The sequence below is a fragment of the Sedimentibacter sp. genome (assembly GCF_032080165.1).
GTDB lineage: Bacteria > Bacillota > Clostridia > Tissierellales > Sedimentibacteraceae > Sedimentibacter.
In genome coordinates this window covers 96,795-114,666 of record NZ_DAMASY010000001.1, presented here as the reverse complement: position 1 = coordinate 114,666, position 17,872 = coordinate 96,795, and the positions used below count along the sequence as shown (strand labels likewise).

At 33.2% G+C, this 17,872-nt stretch carries 14 protein-coding genes; 7 read left to right on the top strand and 7 right to left on the bottom strand.

Translation table 11 applies throughout. The features are described from left to right. Positions 1–55 precede the first annotated feature (55 nt). Both RT412_RS17135 and RT412_RS00485 read left to right on the top strand, forming a co-directional pair. Positions 56–268, top strand: a complete 213-nt coding sequence (locus tag RT412_RS17135; RefSeq protein ID WP_398438627.1) for a putative holin-like toxin — start codon at positions 56–58, stop codon at positions 266–268. Between the two features lie 129 nt (positions 269–397). Beyond that, positions 398–2,860 carry an ATP-binding protein gene (locus RT412_RS00485; RefSeq protein WP_313339210.1) on the top strand — a complete coding sequence of 821 codons (2,463 nt, stop codon included), beginning with the start codon at positions 398–400 and terminating at the stop codon, positions 2,858–2,860. A gap of 23 nt (positions 2,861–2,883) precedes the next feature. Here the strand turns inward: RT412_RS00485 and RT412_RS00480 are convergent, their stop codons facing one another. Beyond that, a complete protein-coding gene (locus RT412_RS00480) occupies positions 2,884–4,140 on the bottom strand; it encodes a competence/damage-inducible protein A (RefSeq protein ID WP_313339208.1) in 1,257 nt (418 codons plus the stop codon). Positions 4,141–4,312: 172 nt separating this feature from the next. Next, complete coding sequence (locus RT412_RS00475) at positions 4,313–5,341, bottom strand: M14 family zinc carboxypeptidase (protein WP_313339207.1); 1,029 nt, start codon at positions 5,339–5,341, stop codon at positions 4,313–4,315. A gap of 134 nt (positions 5,342–5,475) precedes the next feature. Between RT412_RS00475 and RT412_RS00470 the strand changes: the two genes are divergently transcribed. From RT412_RS00470 to RT412_RS00460, 3 genes are all read left to right on the top strand, one after another. Beyond that, entirely contained in the window at positions 5,476–5,970 is a 495-nt protein-coding gene (locus tag RT412_RS00470) for a hypothetical protein (protein WP_313339205.1), read from the top strand. A 243-nt stretch (positions 5,971–6,213) separates the two neighbouring features. Then, positions 6,214–8,646, top strand: a complete 2,433-nt coding sequence (locus RT412_RS00465; RefSeq protein WP_313339204.1) for an S-layer homology domain-containing protein — start codon at positions 6,214–6,216, stop codon at positions 8,644–8,646. 399 nt (positions 8,647–9,045) lie between these two features. Further along, positions 9,046–9,387 (top strand): FMN-binding protein, encoded by a 342-nt coding sequence (locus RT412_RS00460; RefSeq protein WP_313339202.1) that lies wholly within the window; start codon positions 9,046–9,048, stop codon positions 9,385–9,387. Between the two features lie 51 nt (positions 9,388–9,438). Here the strand turns inward: RT412_RS00460 and RT412_RS00455 are convergent, their stop codons facing one another. Next, entirely contained in the window at positions 9,439–10,932 is a 1,494-nt protein-coding gene (locus RT412_RS00455) for a 2-thiouracil desulfurase family protein (RefSeq protein ID WP_313339200.1), read from the bottom strand. A 172-nt stretch (positions 10,933–11,104) separates the two neighbouring features. Here RT412_RS00455 and RT412_RS00450 point away from each other — a divergent pair, with 172 nt between their 5' ends. Continuing rightward, entirely contained in the window at positions 11,105–11,767 is a 663-nt protein-coding gene (locus RT412_RS00450; RefSeq protein WP_313339199.1) for a hypothetical protein, read from the top strand. Positions 11,768–11,785: 18 nt separating this feature from the next. Continuing rightward, positions 11,786–12,676: a polysaccharide deacetylase family protein gene (locus RT412_RS00445; protein ID WP_313339197.1), complete on the top strand. Its 891-nt coding sequence runs from the start codon at positions 11,786–11,788 to the stop codon at positions 12,674–12,676. A gap of 108 nt (positions 12,677–12,784) precedes the next feature. Here the strand turns inward: RT412_RS00445 and RT412_RS00440 are convergent, their stop codons facing one another. The 4 genes from RT412_RS00440 to RT412_RS00425 all read right to left on the bottom strand — a co-directional run bounded on the left by RT412_RS00440 (position 12,785) and on the right by RT412_RS00425 (position 17,755). Further along, entirely contained in the window at positions 12,785–13,924 is a 1,140-nt protein-coding gene (locus tag RT412_RS00440; RefSeq protein ID WP_313339195.1) for an HD-GYP domain-containing protein, read from the bottom strand. A gap of 710 nt (positions 13,925–14,634) precedes the next feature. After that, positions 14,635–15,165: a ribosome hibernation-promoting factor, HPF/YfiA family gene (gene hpf, locus RT412_RS00435; protein ID WP_313339193.1), complete on the bottom strand. Its 531-nt coding sequence runs from the start codon at positions 15,163–15,165 to the stop codon at positions 14,635–14,637. Positions 15,166–15,300: 135 nt separating this feature from the next. Further along, positions 15,301–15,798, bottom strand: a complete 498-nt coding sequence (locus RT412_RS00430) for an HD domain-containing protein (protein WP_313339191.1) — start codon at positions 15,796–15,798, stop codon at positions 15,301–15,303. 238 nt (positions 15,799–16,036) lie between these two features. Beyond that, positions 16,037–17,755 (bottom strand): peptidoglycan DD-metalloendopeptidase family protein, encoded by a 1,719-nt coding sequence (locus RT412_RS00425; protein WP_313339189.1) that lies wholly within the window; start codon positions 17,753–17,755, stop codon positions 16,037–16,039. Positions 17,756–17,872 lie beyond the last annotated feature (117 nt).

Here is a 17,872-nt window from a genome sequence, read left to right as displayed (position 1 = left end):
AATCTTTGAACTTAAATGATCAAAGATTTTTTTATTGCATAGCTGATCCATCCTGATGAAAGGAGGCAACTCTTTACATAAGGAGGTGAAGCTTATGTCTGCATATCAGGCTATTTCACTAATGATTGCATTTGCAATATTAGTTTTAGCGATAGATAGACAAAAAAACCAAAAACCCTGTTCACGGCAGGGTAATTACAATTACAAAATTTTGATCATCAGCTATGCCGACTACCTATTTATCTTATACATATATTACCACATTTAAATCAATAAGTTTTTATAAACTCTTGAGACTGGGAATATCATCTCTTTTATTCCATAAATTTATAGTTTAGCAAAATATTTTTGAGGGTATATCCTATTTATATGATTTTAATTTTATAGGAGGTTCATTATGTCTAATCCCAACAAATACAAAATCTCTACGGAAAAACTTAAGAAAGTATGCAATATAGAAGAGGAATTGCATTTTTGCCAGACATCCAAGGATGTGGAAATATTGCAAGGGGTTATAGGTCAGGACAGAGCAGTTAAGTCAATGGAGTTTGGTCTATCCATGAATGCTCCCGGCTATAATATTTTTGTATTAGGCCCTCAAGGAACAGGAAAAAGCACATATACACAATCAGTTGTGTCAAAGGCAGCAGAAAAAGGACCGATACCAAATGATTGGTGCTATATCAATAATTTCAGTGAATGGGATAAACCTCTTGCCATATCCCTGCCTCCCGGCAAGGGAAAAGAATTTCAAAAGGATATGGATAAATTAATTTCTAATTTAACTATATATATACCTAAGCAGTTTGAAGGAAGCACTTTCTTACAGCAAAAAGATACTTTAATTCAAAAAACCAATGAGAAAATGAATGTTATCCTTAGAAATATAGAAAAGCTTGCTCTTGATTCCGGTTTTGGTATACAACAATCAGGACAAAGAGTGCTGCTAATACCCCTTAAGGGAGAAAGATTAATAACTTCCGAAGAATATCAACAGCTTTCGGTAGATGAAAGAGAAGCAATAGACAATAAGAGAGGTAAAATAGCAAAAGAAATAGATGAAAAAATACGTGACGTGCAGATATCTCAAAAAATAGCAGAAGAACAATATATGGATTTAGAAGAGCAAACAGCTCGAAATGCAGCAGAACCGCTTATTAATCAATTAAAAGAAAAATACGCTGATATTTCGGAGATATTAAACTATTTAGATAAGGTTCTGAAGGATGTAGCAGAAAACCATTCAATATTCAGAAATGCAAGATCTGTAATAAATGAAGAATTTGCGACAGAACCTCAGGATGATGGAGAGAATTCGGATGAGGAGGAAAATTTATTTGATTCAAAGCTGTTGGAATCAAAGGACAGTAAAAATCCGTTTACCCGATATAAAGTAAATTTGTTCGTCAATAACGAAAATGCAAAGGGAGCGCCCGTCGTTGTAGAAAGTAACCCGTATTATTATAACCTGTTCGGAAAAATCGAATATAAAAGTCATATGATGACTACCATGACTGATTTTACGATGATTAAATCAGGCGCTTTGCAAAGGGCAAACGGCGGTTATTTAATATTGCAGGCAAAAGATTTGCTGATGGACCCATACGCATGGGATTTTTTGAAAAAGACGCTTAAATACAGACAGGCATTAGTTGAAAATATAGGAGAACAAAGCCGGTTTGTACCTACGGTGACATTGAAACCCGAGCCCATACCTTTGAATGTAAAGGTAATATTGGTGGGAAGCTTTTTATATTACCGATTTCTTTCAGCAGATGAGGACTTTAAAAAGCTGTTTAAGGTTAATGTGGATTTTGATGTTGAAATGGATAGAACGAACGAAAATATACAGCATTATGTTTCCTTTATAGGTTCCATGTGCCAACAGGAAAATTTAAAGCATTTAAACTGCGCAGCAATGTCCAAGGTTATAGAATTCGGATCAAGATTAGCTGATGATCAGAATAAGCTCTCTACAAAATTCAACGTTGTAAGTGAAATATTATATGAGGCATCAGCACTTGCAGATAGTGATAATTCAGAATTTGTAGATGCCCAACATGTGGCAGGAGCTATAAAAAACAAAAAATACCGTTCAAATATGATTGAAGAAAAAATGCAGCAGCAAATAGTTCAGAAAAAGGTGTTCATAGATATTGAAGGAGCAGTGGTAGGTCAGGTAAACGGACTGTCGGTAATGAGTGCATCAGGATATTCCTTCGGTTTGCCTTCAAGGATAACTGCCAGAACGTATTCAGGCAGAGAAGGTATAATCAACATCGAACGGGAAACAGAAATGAGCGGCAACATTCATTCCAAAGGGGTGCTTACTCTGAACGGTTACCTTGGAGGAAAGTTTGCACAGGAAAAACAATTGGGATTGACTGCTCAGGTAACCTTTGAACAGCTGTACGGTGGAGTAGAAGGAGACAGCGCATCAAGTGCGGAGCTGTATGCTATATTATCAAGCTTAGCAGAAGTTCCTATAAAACAAAGCATGGCAGTTACCGGCTCAGTTAACCAGATGGGAGAAATTCAGCCCATAGGAGGAGTAAATGAAAAAATAGAGGGATTTTTTGATATTTGCTCATTAAATGGGTTGACAGGAGATCAAGGAGTTATAATTCCCGAAAGCAATGTTACCAACCTTATGCTTAAGGATGAAGTAATAGATGCCGTAAATGAAGGTAGATTCCACATTTATTCAGTTAAAAAAATAGAAGAAGGGTTAGAATTATTGACAGGAATCCATGCAGGTGAGCCGGATAAATTCGGCGAATATCCAAAGGACAGTATTTTCTATTTAGCAAATCAAAAGATAAATGAACTCAATAAAATTTTAAAAACAGCAGAAGCGTAATAAAATAAATTTAGGGACGGATTTTAAAATCCGTCCTTTTCAATACAACTTCTCACCAAATCCAATGCCGATGTAGCAGCCCTTTCTCTTATGGTATCGCGGGCACCTGTTGATTGTAACCTTTTCGACTTGTAATCACCCTTATAATAAACACAAACATAGACTAATCCAACCGGTTTTTTTTCGGTTCCTCCGTCAGGACCGGCTATACCTGTGGTTGCCACTCCTATATCTGTATCAGCTATTTTTGCAGCACCATAAGCCATTTCCTTGGCGGTTTCTTCACTGACAGCACCGTATTTCTCTAAGGTTTCTTTTTTAACATTTAAAGTATGTATTTTTGCTTCATTGCTATATGCAACAAAGCCCTCTTTAAATACCTTTGAAATACCCGGATAGCTTATTAATCCTGATGAAATCAAACCACCCGAACATGATTCCGCAACGGCAATGGTTATATTTTTTTCCATCAGCAGCTTTGCGGTTCTGTCCTCTACCCTTCCGGTTTCAGTAACGTAAGCATTATCTTTTCCGAACCTTTTTATTAATTCTTCCTTTACCGGTTTAATCATTTCGATGCATTTTTCTTTACTTTCAGCTTTAGCGGTAATTCTGAAAATTACCTTGCCTGCACTTGCATAAGGAGCAATAGTAGGATTTGTTTGTTTTTCTATTATGTCCAAAATCATTTCTTCCGCTGCTGATTCACCTATATTCATAACAATTAATTTTTCTCCGTAAACCACATCATTAGAAAATTGTTTTAAATAAGGAATAACCTCATTATCCATCAAAGGTTCCATTTCCTTCGGAGGTCCCGGCAGCAATACTCCAATTTTAGATTTTCCGTCAATTTCACCCTTCATAATACATGCATTTGCAGTTCCGTTAGGGTTATTGAGAACTATCGAACCCTCTGGGAAATATGTCTGTCTCATATTATTTTTAGGAAAATCCCTTCTGAAACGAGAGTATATATTTTTTACATGCTGATAGCTTCCTTCGTCATAAACCATTTTGACACCGAAATATTCAGCCAACACATCCTTTGTTATATCATCCTGGGTAGGTCCGAGACCTCCCGTGCATATAACAATGTCAGCTCTTTGGAAAGCAATACCAAAGCAGTTCTTTATTCTTTTCGGATTATCTCCCACAACGGTCTGATAATGAACATCAATAGCTATTTCAGCTAATTTCTTAGATATATATTGAGCATTTGTATTGACTATATCACCATGCAAAAGCTCAGTACCTACACAAAGTATTTCACACTCCATTTTTTCCTCCAAAGTCAGTAAATTTCATCAAATTGGGGACATTCCTCCTATCCCTCAAAGACTATCCATATTAAAAAGAGGTGTGTCCCTTTCCTCTAATACTATAATCTTAAGTCATAATATTTTCAAGGAGTATTTATGTCATCCTGAACGCAGTGAAGGACCTCCCTTCTTACTTCGTCATCGCAGCATATTTTTCAACATCAGCATAAATTTCATCATTTACTTCAATTGCTTTCTGTGCAAAAAACAGTCCTGTTGTCTTAGCATGCTGCCACACCAATTCATCAAACATACTGTCTGGATGCTGCTTTCCACCCTCCTGATAAGGCGACAATTCTATACAAAATGCAGGTCTTTTCATTTTAACTCTGAACCAATTTTCAAATCCGCATCCGTAAATTTTCGGGTCAGTACTAATTTTTGTTTTTCTGTAAATATATTTTTCAGCTAATTCATCCATTATTCTTTCATCCAAATCGTTAAACATATCATGTGTGCCGCTGTCGGCCCAAAAAGTACAGTTTCCTGAACAATGATATGTCACCATCAATGAAAAATTATTTTCATTGCACAAATTAATCAAAGCAGCTGTTTCCGGCTCACTGTTCGGCTCAAATCCTTTAAACCTATCGGAGCAGGGAACATCGGTTCCGGGAACACATATCCTGATTTCCCAATTGCCGTCATCAAAATTTTTATTTAAATCCACACCGTTAGCATTTGCCTTCCAATAAGAATAATCATCACCCCAAATTTTCATACATTTAAGCTTTTCATAATTTTTTGAAGCTTCGATACCTTTATGAACTATATTAAGTCCGTCAGGATTTACTGCAGGTACAAAATACATATCAATTTTATCAATTATACTCTTAACGTTAAACCCGTCAAAATTTTTGCTTCCATCATAATAATAACAATAATATTCAAGCATCTTCATACAAAGCATAACCGAAAAATCTTCTCTTGCATGAATTCCCCCCACCAACAAAACAGCCGGTTTGTCATCCCGAGCGAAACTAAGGATTTCATCTTTTTTATTATGTAATCGCAACCCAATAATATCCCTTCCCTCAACCGACTTACCGATAACCTCTTTATTCAATATTATATTATATCTATCGCATAACTCATCTATATTCTTATATATATTTTCCAAATAATATGTATCCGAAGTATCAACTATAAGCTTATCCATAACCACCCTCATCATTCGTAATAAAGTAATTTATGAAATTTATTATAATATAAATATTTTAAAATATACAATGTTATTCTTTCATTGCCACCCAAAAACATAAGTGCTATAATTATCAAAAGGAGGTAAAGCACATGCCGATTCATAGTTTAAAATACAATTCAAAAACCTTATTAATAATCAGCTTATTACTTACACTGACCGGAATAATTTTTATATTGGCAGCTAAATTCATCGGTTCAATAGCAATTCGTATTGCCATACTTATATTCTTAGGATTTTTAGTGCTCAATATTAAAATGACTTATAGCTATATATCTAATAAAGAAAGATTAAATTACATTATAGCTTTTTCAGCTTCTGTTTTAGGACTTATAAAACCTGAATTCACTATGCTTTTAATAGGCATTATAATTCTTTGCTTTGTATTGCCTCCATATATCAATATAATCAAATCCGGAAATTACTCAGATATGGTAAGCTTAATCATCAACGGTACGGGTATCCTGTTTGCTTTTTATTGCATAATCAATTCCAAAGCAGCTCTTAACACAGTTATAATAATTATAGGTATAATTCTTACAATCTCAGGCTGCCTTCTTTTATATAATACTTTAACATCTGAATAATCCCCACAACCCCTTAATACCTGTAACATTACTGTAATATTAACATCAAAAACATGTGTTATATTATATACATAACATGTTAGCACTGATGCCGCGAATATTACAAGAAGATTACAAACAAACTATCAATATTGACTACATAATATTCCGGTGTTATAATCTTATAGTCGTTGTGCTGACACAATGAAGGTATTGGGGACCTAAACACCCGCAAAAAAACAATCTCATAGGAGGAAATAAAGAATGAAAAAAGTGTTATCACTTGTCTTGGTAATCGCAATGGTATTATCAAGCATGAGTTTTGCTTTCGCAGCAAAATTCGAAGACGTAGCTGATACTGATTATGCAGAAGCAGTCGATACATTATTTGCTTTAGGCGTAATTACTGGCTATGAAGATGGTACTTACAGACCTGAAAAAACTGTAACAAGAGCTGAAATGGCTAAATTGATGGTTGAATTACTTGGATACGGAGATTTAATCGCAGGGTCAAAAAGCAATTTCTCTGATACTCAAGGACACTGGGCAGACCAATGGATAGCTTTAGCAGCTGGAAGAGGAATAGTTATTGGTACAGGAGATGGCAAATTTAATCCTGACGGAATAGTAACTTATGACCAAGTTTTAACTATGTTGGTTAGAGGATTAGGTTATACTGATAATTCAAACGAATTAAAAAATATGACTTGGCCGACAAACTTCAAAGTAAAAGCAGCTGAATTAAATATTACTAAAAATGTTGATATGAGCTCAGCTAACGCTGACAGAGGCGGAGTTGCACAGGCAATGTATAACGCTTTAGATCAGCAACTTGTTAAAGTTAATGCTGACGGAGATATAGTAAAAGAGTACAGAACTGTAGGAACTCGTACAGACATTCCTGTAAATCTTATAACAAGAGTTGCTAACCTTAAAGAAACTGAAATTGGGTTCGAACATATAACTCCTGAAGATAAGAAATATGCTGGGGATAAAGTGGATTTAACACAATATTTATTCCAGACAGTTGAAGCATACTTCAACAAAAACAATGACGAAGAAATTGTTTATGTAGGAGAGGTTATCAGTTTAACTTATACAGATGATTTTGAAGAACTTGTTCGCGGGACAGGAACTAATCCTGATACTTTAGAAGTTGGAGATTATACTTTTGACGTATACAGCGCTCAAGTATCTTATAACAATGTAGAAGAATCATTTGGTGATTTCAACGATAATAATTTAGAAGACGCTAAAATTACTGTTGTTCTTGAAGATGACGAAACAAGAGTGAGAACCGGAGCTGAAATTAAAGGTATTGTAGTTGAAAAAGCAAGTGCTTATGTTCAAATTGAAGGTGAATACAAAGCTGATGCAACTAAAATAGACGAAATCTTCTTACCTGTTAAGAGCAGTAAAGTTGACTCTGCAAACTTAATCGTTAAGGGTGCTGTTACAGATTTAGCTGATATCGAAGAAGATGATATAGTTGCAGCTTACGCACCTTTTGATGAAGACCCAACAGTTGAAGCTACTGACAAATTAACACTTGTAGTTACAAGAGACACTGTAGAAGGTAAAGTAACTGGTATATCTGGCAGTGATTACTTTATAGACAGAGTAAAATACAAACTTAACAATGGTTTGAATATAGGGGAACTTGATATTGACGATGAAGGTACATTCTTCTTGGATGAAAACGGAAAAATTATAGCTTTCGAAGGTGAAGACGGCGGCACTAAAACATATGCTGTAGTATATGATGATGTTATTGAAGGTGAATTTAGACGTACAGCAAGAGGATATCAGGTAACAAAAGCTCCTACTATAAGACTTTCAACATCAAGTGATGAAAGAATAACTTACGAATTTGATATAGAGTTAGATAGCACTGGAGCTATTAAAAATGATGACCTTGCTGAATTGTTTGATGTTGAATCAATATCCGTAGGTGAAACTGGTGTAATAACATGGGATGATGATTTTGATTTAATAGAGTTCGATAGCACTGAGAACGAGTACTTTGGTATATTAGTATCTTATAATTTGAATAAAGATGCTGAAATCACTAAGTTTGCTGAAGCTGGAAGAGCTATAAACGTGAGAACTAACAGTTCAGCGTTCGAATTAGCTTCAAACGTTGTTATATTTGACAGAGAAGGTAGAGTAATAGATGAAGATGATCTTGGTTCAACAGTTGTAGGTACTGCAGTTTACCAAAATGGTAAAATAGTTGCACTTCTTACAGATATTCAAGCTGAAGACGGAACTTTATACTATGCATATGTAACAAAAATTGGTAGAGATACAGATTCTAGCGGAGATAAAATACAAAGATTAACAGCATACATCAATGGTTCTAAAGACGAAAATCTTTATACAGATGACGAAGGAATGGTTCCTAACACAGCAGATGAAGTCTACATTCTTGAGTTAGATGACGATGGAGTAGTAATAAGTGATGCAGTTTTAGCAACAGCAGTTACAACATCAGCAATAGCAACAAAGGTTGATGTAAGAGCTGGAGAATTGGAGATTGAAGGAGATAAATTCTACTTTGATCAAGGTGCTACTGTAATAGAAATTGATGAAGAAGATGACGTATATGTAAGAAACTTAAATGCTATTAAAAAAGATGTTACAGAATTTGATTTCTATGCTGAAGGTAATGTTATTAAATTCATAATCATCAGATAATAATAAAACCTTTAAAAATCAATTAAAAGAATGAGCTGTTTCAATTAGAATTAATTCTAAGAGAGATGGCTCTCTTTTTTATTACTTTTATGATGTTCTGGCTCTTTGTCAATAGTTGGGGTTAGAAAATCTTAACATTGAATAAAGGTAATAAAAAAAGATAGTAAATAAGGGCGGTTAAGCGATTTTAAGCTTAACCGTTCATTATTTGCAAATGAGTTTAAATTCTGAAATATGTCAAGGAAAACTACTATACATAGGAGTTCATTTTATTCTTGATAATTCGGTTAGTTTAAGAAAAACAAAAAGGTCATTAATTCGTTAATTAAATAACAATACTTCCTTTTCTGAGAAATTGTGGTATAATTTTATAGTACAAATATGTATAAGGAGGTAGAAATGAAAAAATTATCTTTATTATTAGTTTTAGCGTTAATGCTGTTTAGTTTTGCCGGATGTGCTAAGGATGAACCAACAGCAGGCGGCGAAGCTAAAACAGTAACAGGTACTGCTGAAGGATTTGGCGGAGAAGTTAAAGTTACAGTGACTGTTAATGGTAACGATATAACAGCTGTTGAAGCAGTAGGCGAAGGTGAAACTCCGGGTATCGGCTCTGAAGCAATCGATAAATTACCTGATTTGATAGTTGAAGCTGATTCTACAAATGTTGATGGCATAGCAGGCGCTACTGTTACAAGTGACGCTATAAAAGCGGCAGTTAATAACGCTTTAGGTAATTAATCTACATAAAAATAAATTCCGAGGACTGATTTGCCCTCGGAATTTATTATATCATTCTATATATTGCTCATCGCTTATTACTTCTATGTTATTCAATCTTAACAACCTTGTAGTTATACCTTCGCCGGGGATGAGCTTTTTGGTAAATGAACCGTCGTAAATGCAGCTGCTTCCGCAGGAAGGGCTTTTTTCTTTTAATATGGCTTTTTTAATGCCGTATTTGCTGGCTGTTTTTAGTGTTTCTATTGCCCCGTCAACAAAATGATTGGTTTTGTTATCAGAAGAAATATTAACAACTCTGCCGTTTTGTATTTCGCATGGAAGGCGCGGTACTGACATACCTCCTAAAATTTCCGGGCAGACCATTATTGCTTTGTTATCATCAACTAATTTTTTTATCTTTTCATTGATAAATACTTTGCCGTCATATCTTGTTTTTTCGCCGCAGAGGCAGGAGCTTACGATGTATTCGTAAGAATGCCCTGTACCTGTAATGCCTGTATCCTGATTTTCTTCGTATAATAAATTTAATTCATCACCCAATGTACCGTCTTGGTTAATTATTTTGACTACGGGTCGTAATGGTTTTTCCGTATTATTTTCATATACCAAGGCAGTTTTACTGTTATTTAGCTTTACATATTCTCCGACAGGATATATTATAATGTTTTTTAGAAATACCTCTGCTATTTCAGGGTCAAATTTTGTGTTAATACTTTCTGCTATATAATTGTATGCTTGCGCCTTGCTTATAGCTTTTCTGTAATAAAAGTCGGTGGTTAATGCCTGGTACGAATCACAAACAGCAATGATTTTTCCGAATAGATGTATTTTATTTCCCGTTAAAGCATAAGGATATCCTGTACCGTCAACATGCTCGTGATGGTTTAATATTCCTCTTAAAATATCATTTGAAACGAGGGATTTAAATTCTTTTACCGCCTTGATGGGATGTTGTCTTATAGCCTGAATTTCTTTTTTGCTTAGATTATCCTCTTTGCAAATTATTTCTTCAGGAAAAGTTAACATGCCGATATCATGCAGCAGGGCGGCCATGGCTAATTCCTGCAGCATACGACCTTTTAAATTCAGAGAATCACCCAAGGATATGCTTAAAATGCATGCATTTAGACAATGCTGAAAATAATAGTCATCGTAGCTGTTAAAATTAAGGGTATTGTAATATAATGTTTTGTTAACTATGCTTTCTTTAATCAGATTATCTGCCAAATCACTTATATCCCAGATTAATTTTTTTTCTACCGTGTTATTCAGTTTATATTTATAAAATATATCTTTTATTCTGATTAAAAGTTCTCCTTCGAATTCATCATCAATATTATTATTAAATAAATTTTTGTTTAACTCTTCATTTTTAATGTATACACCCGAAATATTATTAGACCTGATTTTATTTATTATTGAATTACTAAGGGATTGACCTCCTTTTAGAAGGAGTGTCTTAAAATTATATTTATTATATAAAGTTAAATCCATAGCTAATACCATGCCGGGCTTTAGATTTTCTGATGTTATAAATAACATAGGCAACTCCTGATAAGGTTTATTAATAATTTTAGCATATGTTATGATGTTTTTCCATATAGAATGGATAAAATTTTCGACAAGAAATCGTATTTATTGACTTTTTTGTAATATGATGTTATTATAAATTGATATAATGTAATTTTTATTAAACAGGGGAGTGGTTGCTGTAATGGAGAGAAGAAATATATTAGAAAAGTTAGGGCTTATTGAAAAAGTCGAAAATGAAAATCAAGTAAATAATGCAAACGAAGAGATAGCAGAAGAGCAAATTGCCAAGACAGAAATTGAAAAACCACAATTTACAGAAGTAATAAAAAATAAAGTACAAAATGATGTTAAAGAAGCTGAAACGGAAGTTGAAACTGTCGTTACTGTCAGTGATGACAGCGATCCGATAGATGTTGTTAAGAGGAAGAGGCTGCTTAAAATTGATGAAATTTATAGGAATTTTGATATTTTAACAGAAGGAATAAATTCCTTATCAATAGTTGAAAGCTTCCAGAAGGCTTTGCCTGATTATTTACCAATGGACGTAAAAAGACAATCAATACTGAATATCATTTCTTCATCCAATGTAAAGGTTGAGAGTTTATTGAGGGATGGAAATGACAAATTAAGATGTCTTAATGATTTCTCGGAGGCATTTACCAAGGAATCAAATGAAGTTGTTTCTGACTTTGAAAAGGAAATAAAGAAGCTTACCGAAAAAATTAATAATTATAAAACTGCTATAGATAACATGAAGAAATTACATACCGAGCAGGATTTCACCGTTAAATATGAGATAGAAAAGATAAATAATATATTACAGTTTATTGACCCTGAAAAATAATATTATGAAGGTGATACAGTGCATAGTTATAAGCTTACAAGACGCGGAAAAATTGTTTTAACTATGTTTGTTATGATGTTATCTTTAGTTGGCTCATTATTTATCAAAGATATTGCCATAGCAAGCGACGTTTCTGAAATTATACTTCAAAAACCTGTATATTTGAGCAATGTAAATAGCAATGACCAATCAATTTCTTTTAGCAATGAATTAAAAAAGCTAAGGGATAATGTTGCTGCTGAAATCTTGATAGCTGATGATTTAAAAGTTGAAGATAAAAAAGAAATATTAAGTATCAATGTGGAAGATGTTAAAAGCTATGAGGGAAAAATAGCTTTTTTGACCTTTGATGACGGTCCTTCTCATAATGTAACTCCACTCGTCTTAGAAACTTTAGAAAGATACAATATTTATGCAACCTTCTTTGTTTTAGGCAACATGTGTGAAAAAAACGGATATATGTTAAAAGAAATAAAAGACAGAGGGCATTCTATCGGTGTTCATTCATACACCCATGAATTAGATCAATTGCTTAAAAGTAAGGATAGCTTTATTAATGAAATAAAAATGACTGAAGCTGCCATGAAAAAAAGTCTTGGAGAGGATTTTACCACAAGATTATTCAGGTTTCCGGGCGGTGGGTTTGAAGCTTATAAAAGACAGTATATGAATGATTTGCATGACTTAGGTTATGTAAGTGTTGATTGGAATGCACTTACCGGAGATTCGGAATATATTAATCCGCAGCCGGAAAAGCTTATGGAAAGATTTAGGGCCACAATAATTAACAAGGACAGGATAATAGTTTTGATGCACGATTCAGACACTAAAGAGGTTTCGGCGGAAATATTACCTGAAATTATAGAGCATTTAAAATTTGAAGGGTACGAATTTGCAGTTTTAAAATAAGAGATAAGCAGATGACCCCAATTTTTAATTTGGTGTCAGTCGTTTATACTGTAGGTGCAAATTTACAGGCAGTCAATTGACCGCCTGTTTTGTTATTCAAAGCACAAGCTAATTGCTTACACTCACTTCATATATTGATTTTAGTACTCCGGATAAACCGAAATTTTCATAGTCATATCCCATATCTACGATGGTTATGTTCATATAATCATTGTCAAAAAGGAGATCAATGTCATCACCAACCGTACCGTCTGAATTAACAATCCTGATAAGCGGTCTCATTATATTTTCCGTATAATTCTTGACAACGACCGCTAACTTATCGTTGCTTAATTTAACGAATGTTCCGACAGGGTAAGCTACAATAATTTTAATGAAATGCGATAATATTTCATGGTCGAAGTGGGTATCTCCACAGCCCATTATATATTCGATTACTTCGCTTGGAAAAACTGTTTTTCTGTATGCCCTGTCTGAGGTTAAAGCATCGTATACATCGCATACTGCTAATATTTTGCTGTAATAATGTATATTGTCCGCTTTTTTTCCATATGGGTATCCGGTTCCGTCTAATTTCTCGTGGTGACCTTCTATTGCTCTGATAATATCGTTAGAAACATAATTTTTCAATAATTCCGCAGCACTTACCGGATGAGTTTTTATTATTTCATATTCTTCATCTGTAAGTTTTCCGGGCTTATTTAATATTTCGGCGGGAATAGTCATTTTGCCTATATCGTGTAATAAACCTGCCATACCTAAATCATGAAGCTGCCTTTCTGGCAACTTGAGTGAAATGCCTGTTGATATGCTTAGTGTTGCTACATTCAAACAATGTTGAAAGGTATAGGTATCGTAGTTTTTAAAATCAATAACGTTATATGATAAATCATCCTTGTTCAGCAGCTCGGTTATTAAGCTGTCAACAATAGATGAAAGCTTCCTTATGTAACTTGTAGTTATTTTACCTGAACTCATTTTGAATTCAAAATAAATGTCATTTATTTGTATTAATGAATCCGAAGTTAATTTATCATCAATATACGGTTCTACGTCTATATCTGCGAAAGCTTCGCTTTCTATGTATGCACCTTCAATATTGTGATATACAATTCTTTTTATATATGTATTATTAAGAATTTGTCCTTTAGTCAGGAGCAAGGTATTAAAATTACTTAAGTTATATAATGTAATATCTTTTGCTAATATCATGCCTGGTCTAAGATGTTTTCTTGTTATATATAACATGCTGAACTCCGTTGATTAATTTTATGTATAGAAAAAGTATAGCATAAGTAATTACATATTTCTACATTTTTTTTATCTTAACATAATTATACAGTCATGATTAAATATATATTTTTGATTTGCCGGTACTTTGATAGAAAATGCTCAACTCTTTAAATTTAAATAAAAGATTTTTAAATTTATTTAATAAAACTTTAAAAACAGAATCTTTGTTCATAATTTATGCAAGTTATCCACATCTGTGGATAGAATTGTTAACAACTTTATAATTTGATGATTTTAATAACCGTTTATGTCAAGTATTTTTTTAATATAAAAGCAAAAAATTTGCAATTGAAATTTCAATGTAAAATTAACGTAAAATAGAAGTAACAATTTAACAGCTTATCCACCGTTGTGGACAACACTAAATTTATAACAGGCAGTATAAATATTAATAAAAATTTAATAAAAACTACATGTTTCGACAAATGTGCTTCAATAGGTAGTATATAATATAAGCATTCCGGAAATTCATTTGCAGCAAATGAAACATAATAAGTGCATGAGTGAACGATAAACTAATGATACATGCACTATGAGGTATGGGAATATTCGGGGGAATATGAACGTAAAAGTTAATTACTTAAAGTAAAAATGCGCAATTACTAATTGCGCATTTTTGCTGATTTCACTTATTTAATTAAGAGGAAAAATTATATTACTTTATGTTATAGCTCCGGCTCTATTAAACCGTAATTACCGTCTTTTCTTTTGTAAACAACATTTACTTCTTCTGAATCTCCGTTTAAGAATACGAAGAAATTATGTTTTAAAAGATCCATTTGCAGTATTGCTTCTTCAATACCCATTGGCTTTATTGCAAACCTTTTGGTTTTTACTACCTTGAACTCCTGGTCGTCTTCTATATCAAGCGGTTCTATATTTTCAAATTTTATTGATTCGTTAGAATGCTTCTTGTTTTGCAGCTTTGTCTTATATTTTCTGATTTGTCTCTCTAATGATTCCACTGCTTCGTCTACGGCATTGTACATGTCATCTGAGGATTCCTCCACACGTACTATTCTGCCATTGAAAGGAATAGTCACCTCAACTTTATGTAGTTTCTTTTCGATGCTTAATACAATTTTAGCTTCAATATCCTGCTGGAAAAATTTATCCAGCCTCTTGATTTTTTTAATTGCAGCCTCCCTTAACGCATCTGTAAGTTGCATGTTCTTCGCATAGATAGATATTTTCATGCAGTCAGCCCCTTTCAAGTTATTTATTATTAATATACTTAAATGTTACCCAAATATGAAACAAATAAACAATCAAAAAAAATAATTTCGCTTGTACATTACAAAGAACAATAAAAAAAGATGTTTTTCACATCTTTATTCAACGCTATAATTATATGCGGCCTGTTTTCTTCTCTGAGTCATTTTTTTAAAGTTTGAAGCGTATTCAAATACGGCAATGTATTTGTCCACAAAGCTTACAATCCATGCTTCCTTTGATTTTGGGGCGCCAAAAGGAAACATGTGACCTTTTATAATATTTTCTTCTTTATCGTTTAAATCAAAATATTTGATTGCATTATCAAAAGCTATAATCGGATGAGATATTGCATGCTTTATAGAATCCGTTATTAACCTTAGGCTTAAGCACTTCTTAAATTTATATAGAAAGAAGTCGTGAAGCAAAGCCCCTCTGATTGTTGACTCCCAGTCTAAATTGCGTTTATAAGCCATTTGGTACGCATGGAATGCGACTTTTACAGAGTGATCAAAAACACTTTCATCATGGTGTTTGATGTATCTCATTTGTTGATATTGTTCATGCTCTATGATTGGTCTTGCAACTTCCATAAATCTGTAATCAAAATATATCATCGTACCATCCTATGATTTTGGATTTGCATTAAGTTTTTAAAAAAACAATAATACTTTTTAATAATATTATTAATCAGCAAAAAAAGCAAGAGTAAATTTATATAAGTATTTGTAAAATTTTGATAGTTTGATGAAAAGATATGTTTTAAAATATCAAACAGAGGTATAAAAATATTAATTAAGTGATGCGGGAATATAAAAAGCCGCTTATGTAAAGCGGCGATTGACAGTGTTAAAATTATCTATATTGAATACCTATATATGCTGCAGGGTTTACTACGGACCCGTATTTTCTTACCTCAAAATGTAAATGAGGTCCTGATGAAACTCCTGTGGAGCCAACAGCTGCTATTACTTTGCCTTGATATACTTTTTCACCCACTGATACGTAAATTTCGCTGCAGTGTGCATATCTTGTTGTAAAACCGCCGCCGTGGTCTATATCTACCATATAACCATAGCTTCCGTTCCAACCGGCATATGTTACGGTACCGCCATCAGCTGCTTTTATAGAAGAACCTGATGCTTTTGCCATGTCCTGACCTAAATGGAAGCCACCTGATCTCGAACCGAATCTTGACGATATAACTGAGCCCGGAAGAGGATTAATAAAATAACCTGTTCCTTTTTTTGGCGGTGGATCTTGAGTACCTGTAGTGACAACTTCTGTTGTCGGTAATTCTATAACTTCTTCGGATAATATTTCTTTTGCTATTTGAATACCGTTTTGTTCTGTAACAATTGATTCTATTTTTGACAGTCCATACTTACCTTTTTTCTCAACAATTTCTTCGTCATTGAACATGTAGGATACATATTTGTATTCGGTTTCGTAAGGGGTTTTTTCTTCCTGTTCCAATTTTCTTGTAACTTGTACATTGATGAATGGTTTAGGTACGACTAAATTCAACTCATCTCCGATTTGAATTCTTTCAGGGTCCGATGTAGGATTTGCCTGTATCAGGTCATCTAATGACATATTGAAATATTCTGCGATATTCCAGTAATTGTCACCTTTTTCTACTATGTATTTTTTCTCTTCTTCTGTTCCTTTAATTATGTAGTTGACTAAGGCTTCTTTGTCTTTGATTTCATTGTTTGATGCTTTTATTTGCTTTATTTCTACATTTTCAGCAGTGTTTACTTCAATTATTGTTTCTTCGTCGTAATACTGTGTAAAGTAATCCTTTACTTCTTCTATTATGCTGATTGCTTCATATTCCGAATTAACTACACCGATTTGTTGCCCGTCAACATTTATTGAATATGCTAATATTGAATAATTTATATTATCTTTTAAAATATTATAGAGATCTTCCTCAGCAATTATTTCCTTATCCTTTGCCGTGGATTCCACTATTTCAAATTTGCTTTCTATCGCTAATTCATGATTATGGATTTTTTCTAAATTCTTTTCTAATTTAACGAGCGTTTTTTCTAATAAATCCTTATCTCTGACCTTACAAAGCTCTTTATCATTTTTTAAGATAGTAAAGCTATCTGTTGAAAATACATTATTTTCGTGAGTGTTAAGATAATTCATGGCGTATGTACCGCTTAAAATCAAGGCTGTTGCCGTTAATAAACATACAGCTCCTTTTATTTGCTTAGAAAGCGGCTTTGAAAATTGAGTTTTTTGAATCTTATCAAAGAATTGCTCAACTTTCGGGTGCTTTATAAAATTAAATTTTGGAAATTGGATTTTTCTTATCTTCCTGAAAACCTGCTCTGTCTTTGCTTGGTCCGTATGAACAAATTTTAGAAGTGGAATTTTTTTAACTTTATCAAAAAATTGCCCGATTTTCGTTTTAATTATGAGCTTGTATTCCGAAAAGGAGATCTCTTTTATTTTATCAAAGACTTGTCTATATTTTTTTTCAGGGAGTTGTTTGAAGATTTCAATGGTTTCTTTTTTTATAATTGGTTTCTTTATAGGGGGTAAATTTATTTTTTTCATAGTTTACTTCCTGTTTGTTTATCGTTGTTAATTATATCACTATAAAAAGTTGTTTTGCTTTTAAACAAAAAATGATATAATTAAAATAGTAATTACTGTTCTTTTAATTAAATCATC

Excerpts from the sequence above, each read along its gene's own strand:
- RT412_RS17135 (WP_398438627.1), top strand. The coding sequence starts at position 56 with ATGAAAGGAGGCAACTCTTTACATAAGGAGGTGAAGCTTATGTCTGCA.
- RT412_RS00485 (WP_313339210.1), top strand. The coding sequence starts at position 398 with ATGTCTAATCCCAACAAATACAAAATCTCTACGGAAAAACTTAAGAAA.
- RT412_RS00480 (WP_313339208.1), bottom strand. The coding sequence starts at position 4,140 with ATGGAGTGTGAAATACTTTGTGTAGGTACTGAGCTTTTGCATGGTGAT.
- RT412_RS00475 (WP_313339207.1), bottom strand. The coding sequence starts at position 5,341 with ATGGATAAGCTTATAGTTGATACTTCGGATACATATTATTTGGAAAAT.
- RT412_RS00470 (WP_313339205.1), top strand. The coding sequence starts at position 5,476 with ATGCCGATTCATAGTTTAAAATACAATTCAAAAACCTTATTAATAATC.
- RT412_RS00465 (WP_313339204.1), top strand. The coding sequence starts at position 6,214 with ATGAAAAAAGTGTTATCACTTGTCTTGGTAATCGCAATGGTATTATCA.
- RT412_RS00460 (WP_313339202.1), top strand. The coding sequence starts at position 9,046 with ATGAAAAAATTATCTTTATTATTAGTTTTAGCGTTAATGCTGTTTAGT.
- RT412_RS00455 (WP_313339200.1), bottom strand. The coding sequence starts at position 10,932 with ATGTTATTTATAACATCAGAAAATCTAAAGCCCGGCATGGTATTAGCT.
- RT412_RS00450 (WP_313339199.1), top strand. The coding sequence starts at position 11,105 with ATGGAGAGAAGAAATATATTAGAAAAGTTAGGGCTTATTGAAAAAGTC.
- RT412_RS00440 (WP_313339195.1), bottom strand. The coding sequence starts at position 13,924 with ATGTTATATATAACAAGAAAACATCTTAGACCAGGCATGATATTAGCA.
- hpf (WP_313339193.1), bottom strand. The coding sequence starts at position 15,165 with ATGAAAATATCTATCTATGCGAAGAACATGCAACTTACAGATGCGTTA.
- RT412_RS00430 (WP_313339191.1), bottom strand. The coding sequence starts at position 15,798 with ATGATATATTTTGATTACAGATTTATGGAAGTTGCAAGACCAATCATA.
- RT412_RS00425 (WP_313339189.1), bottom strand. The coding sequence starts at position 17,755 with ATGAAAAAAATAAATTTACCCCCTATAAAGAAACCAATTATAAAAAAA.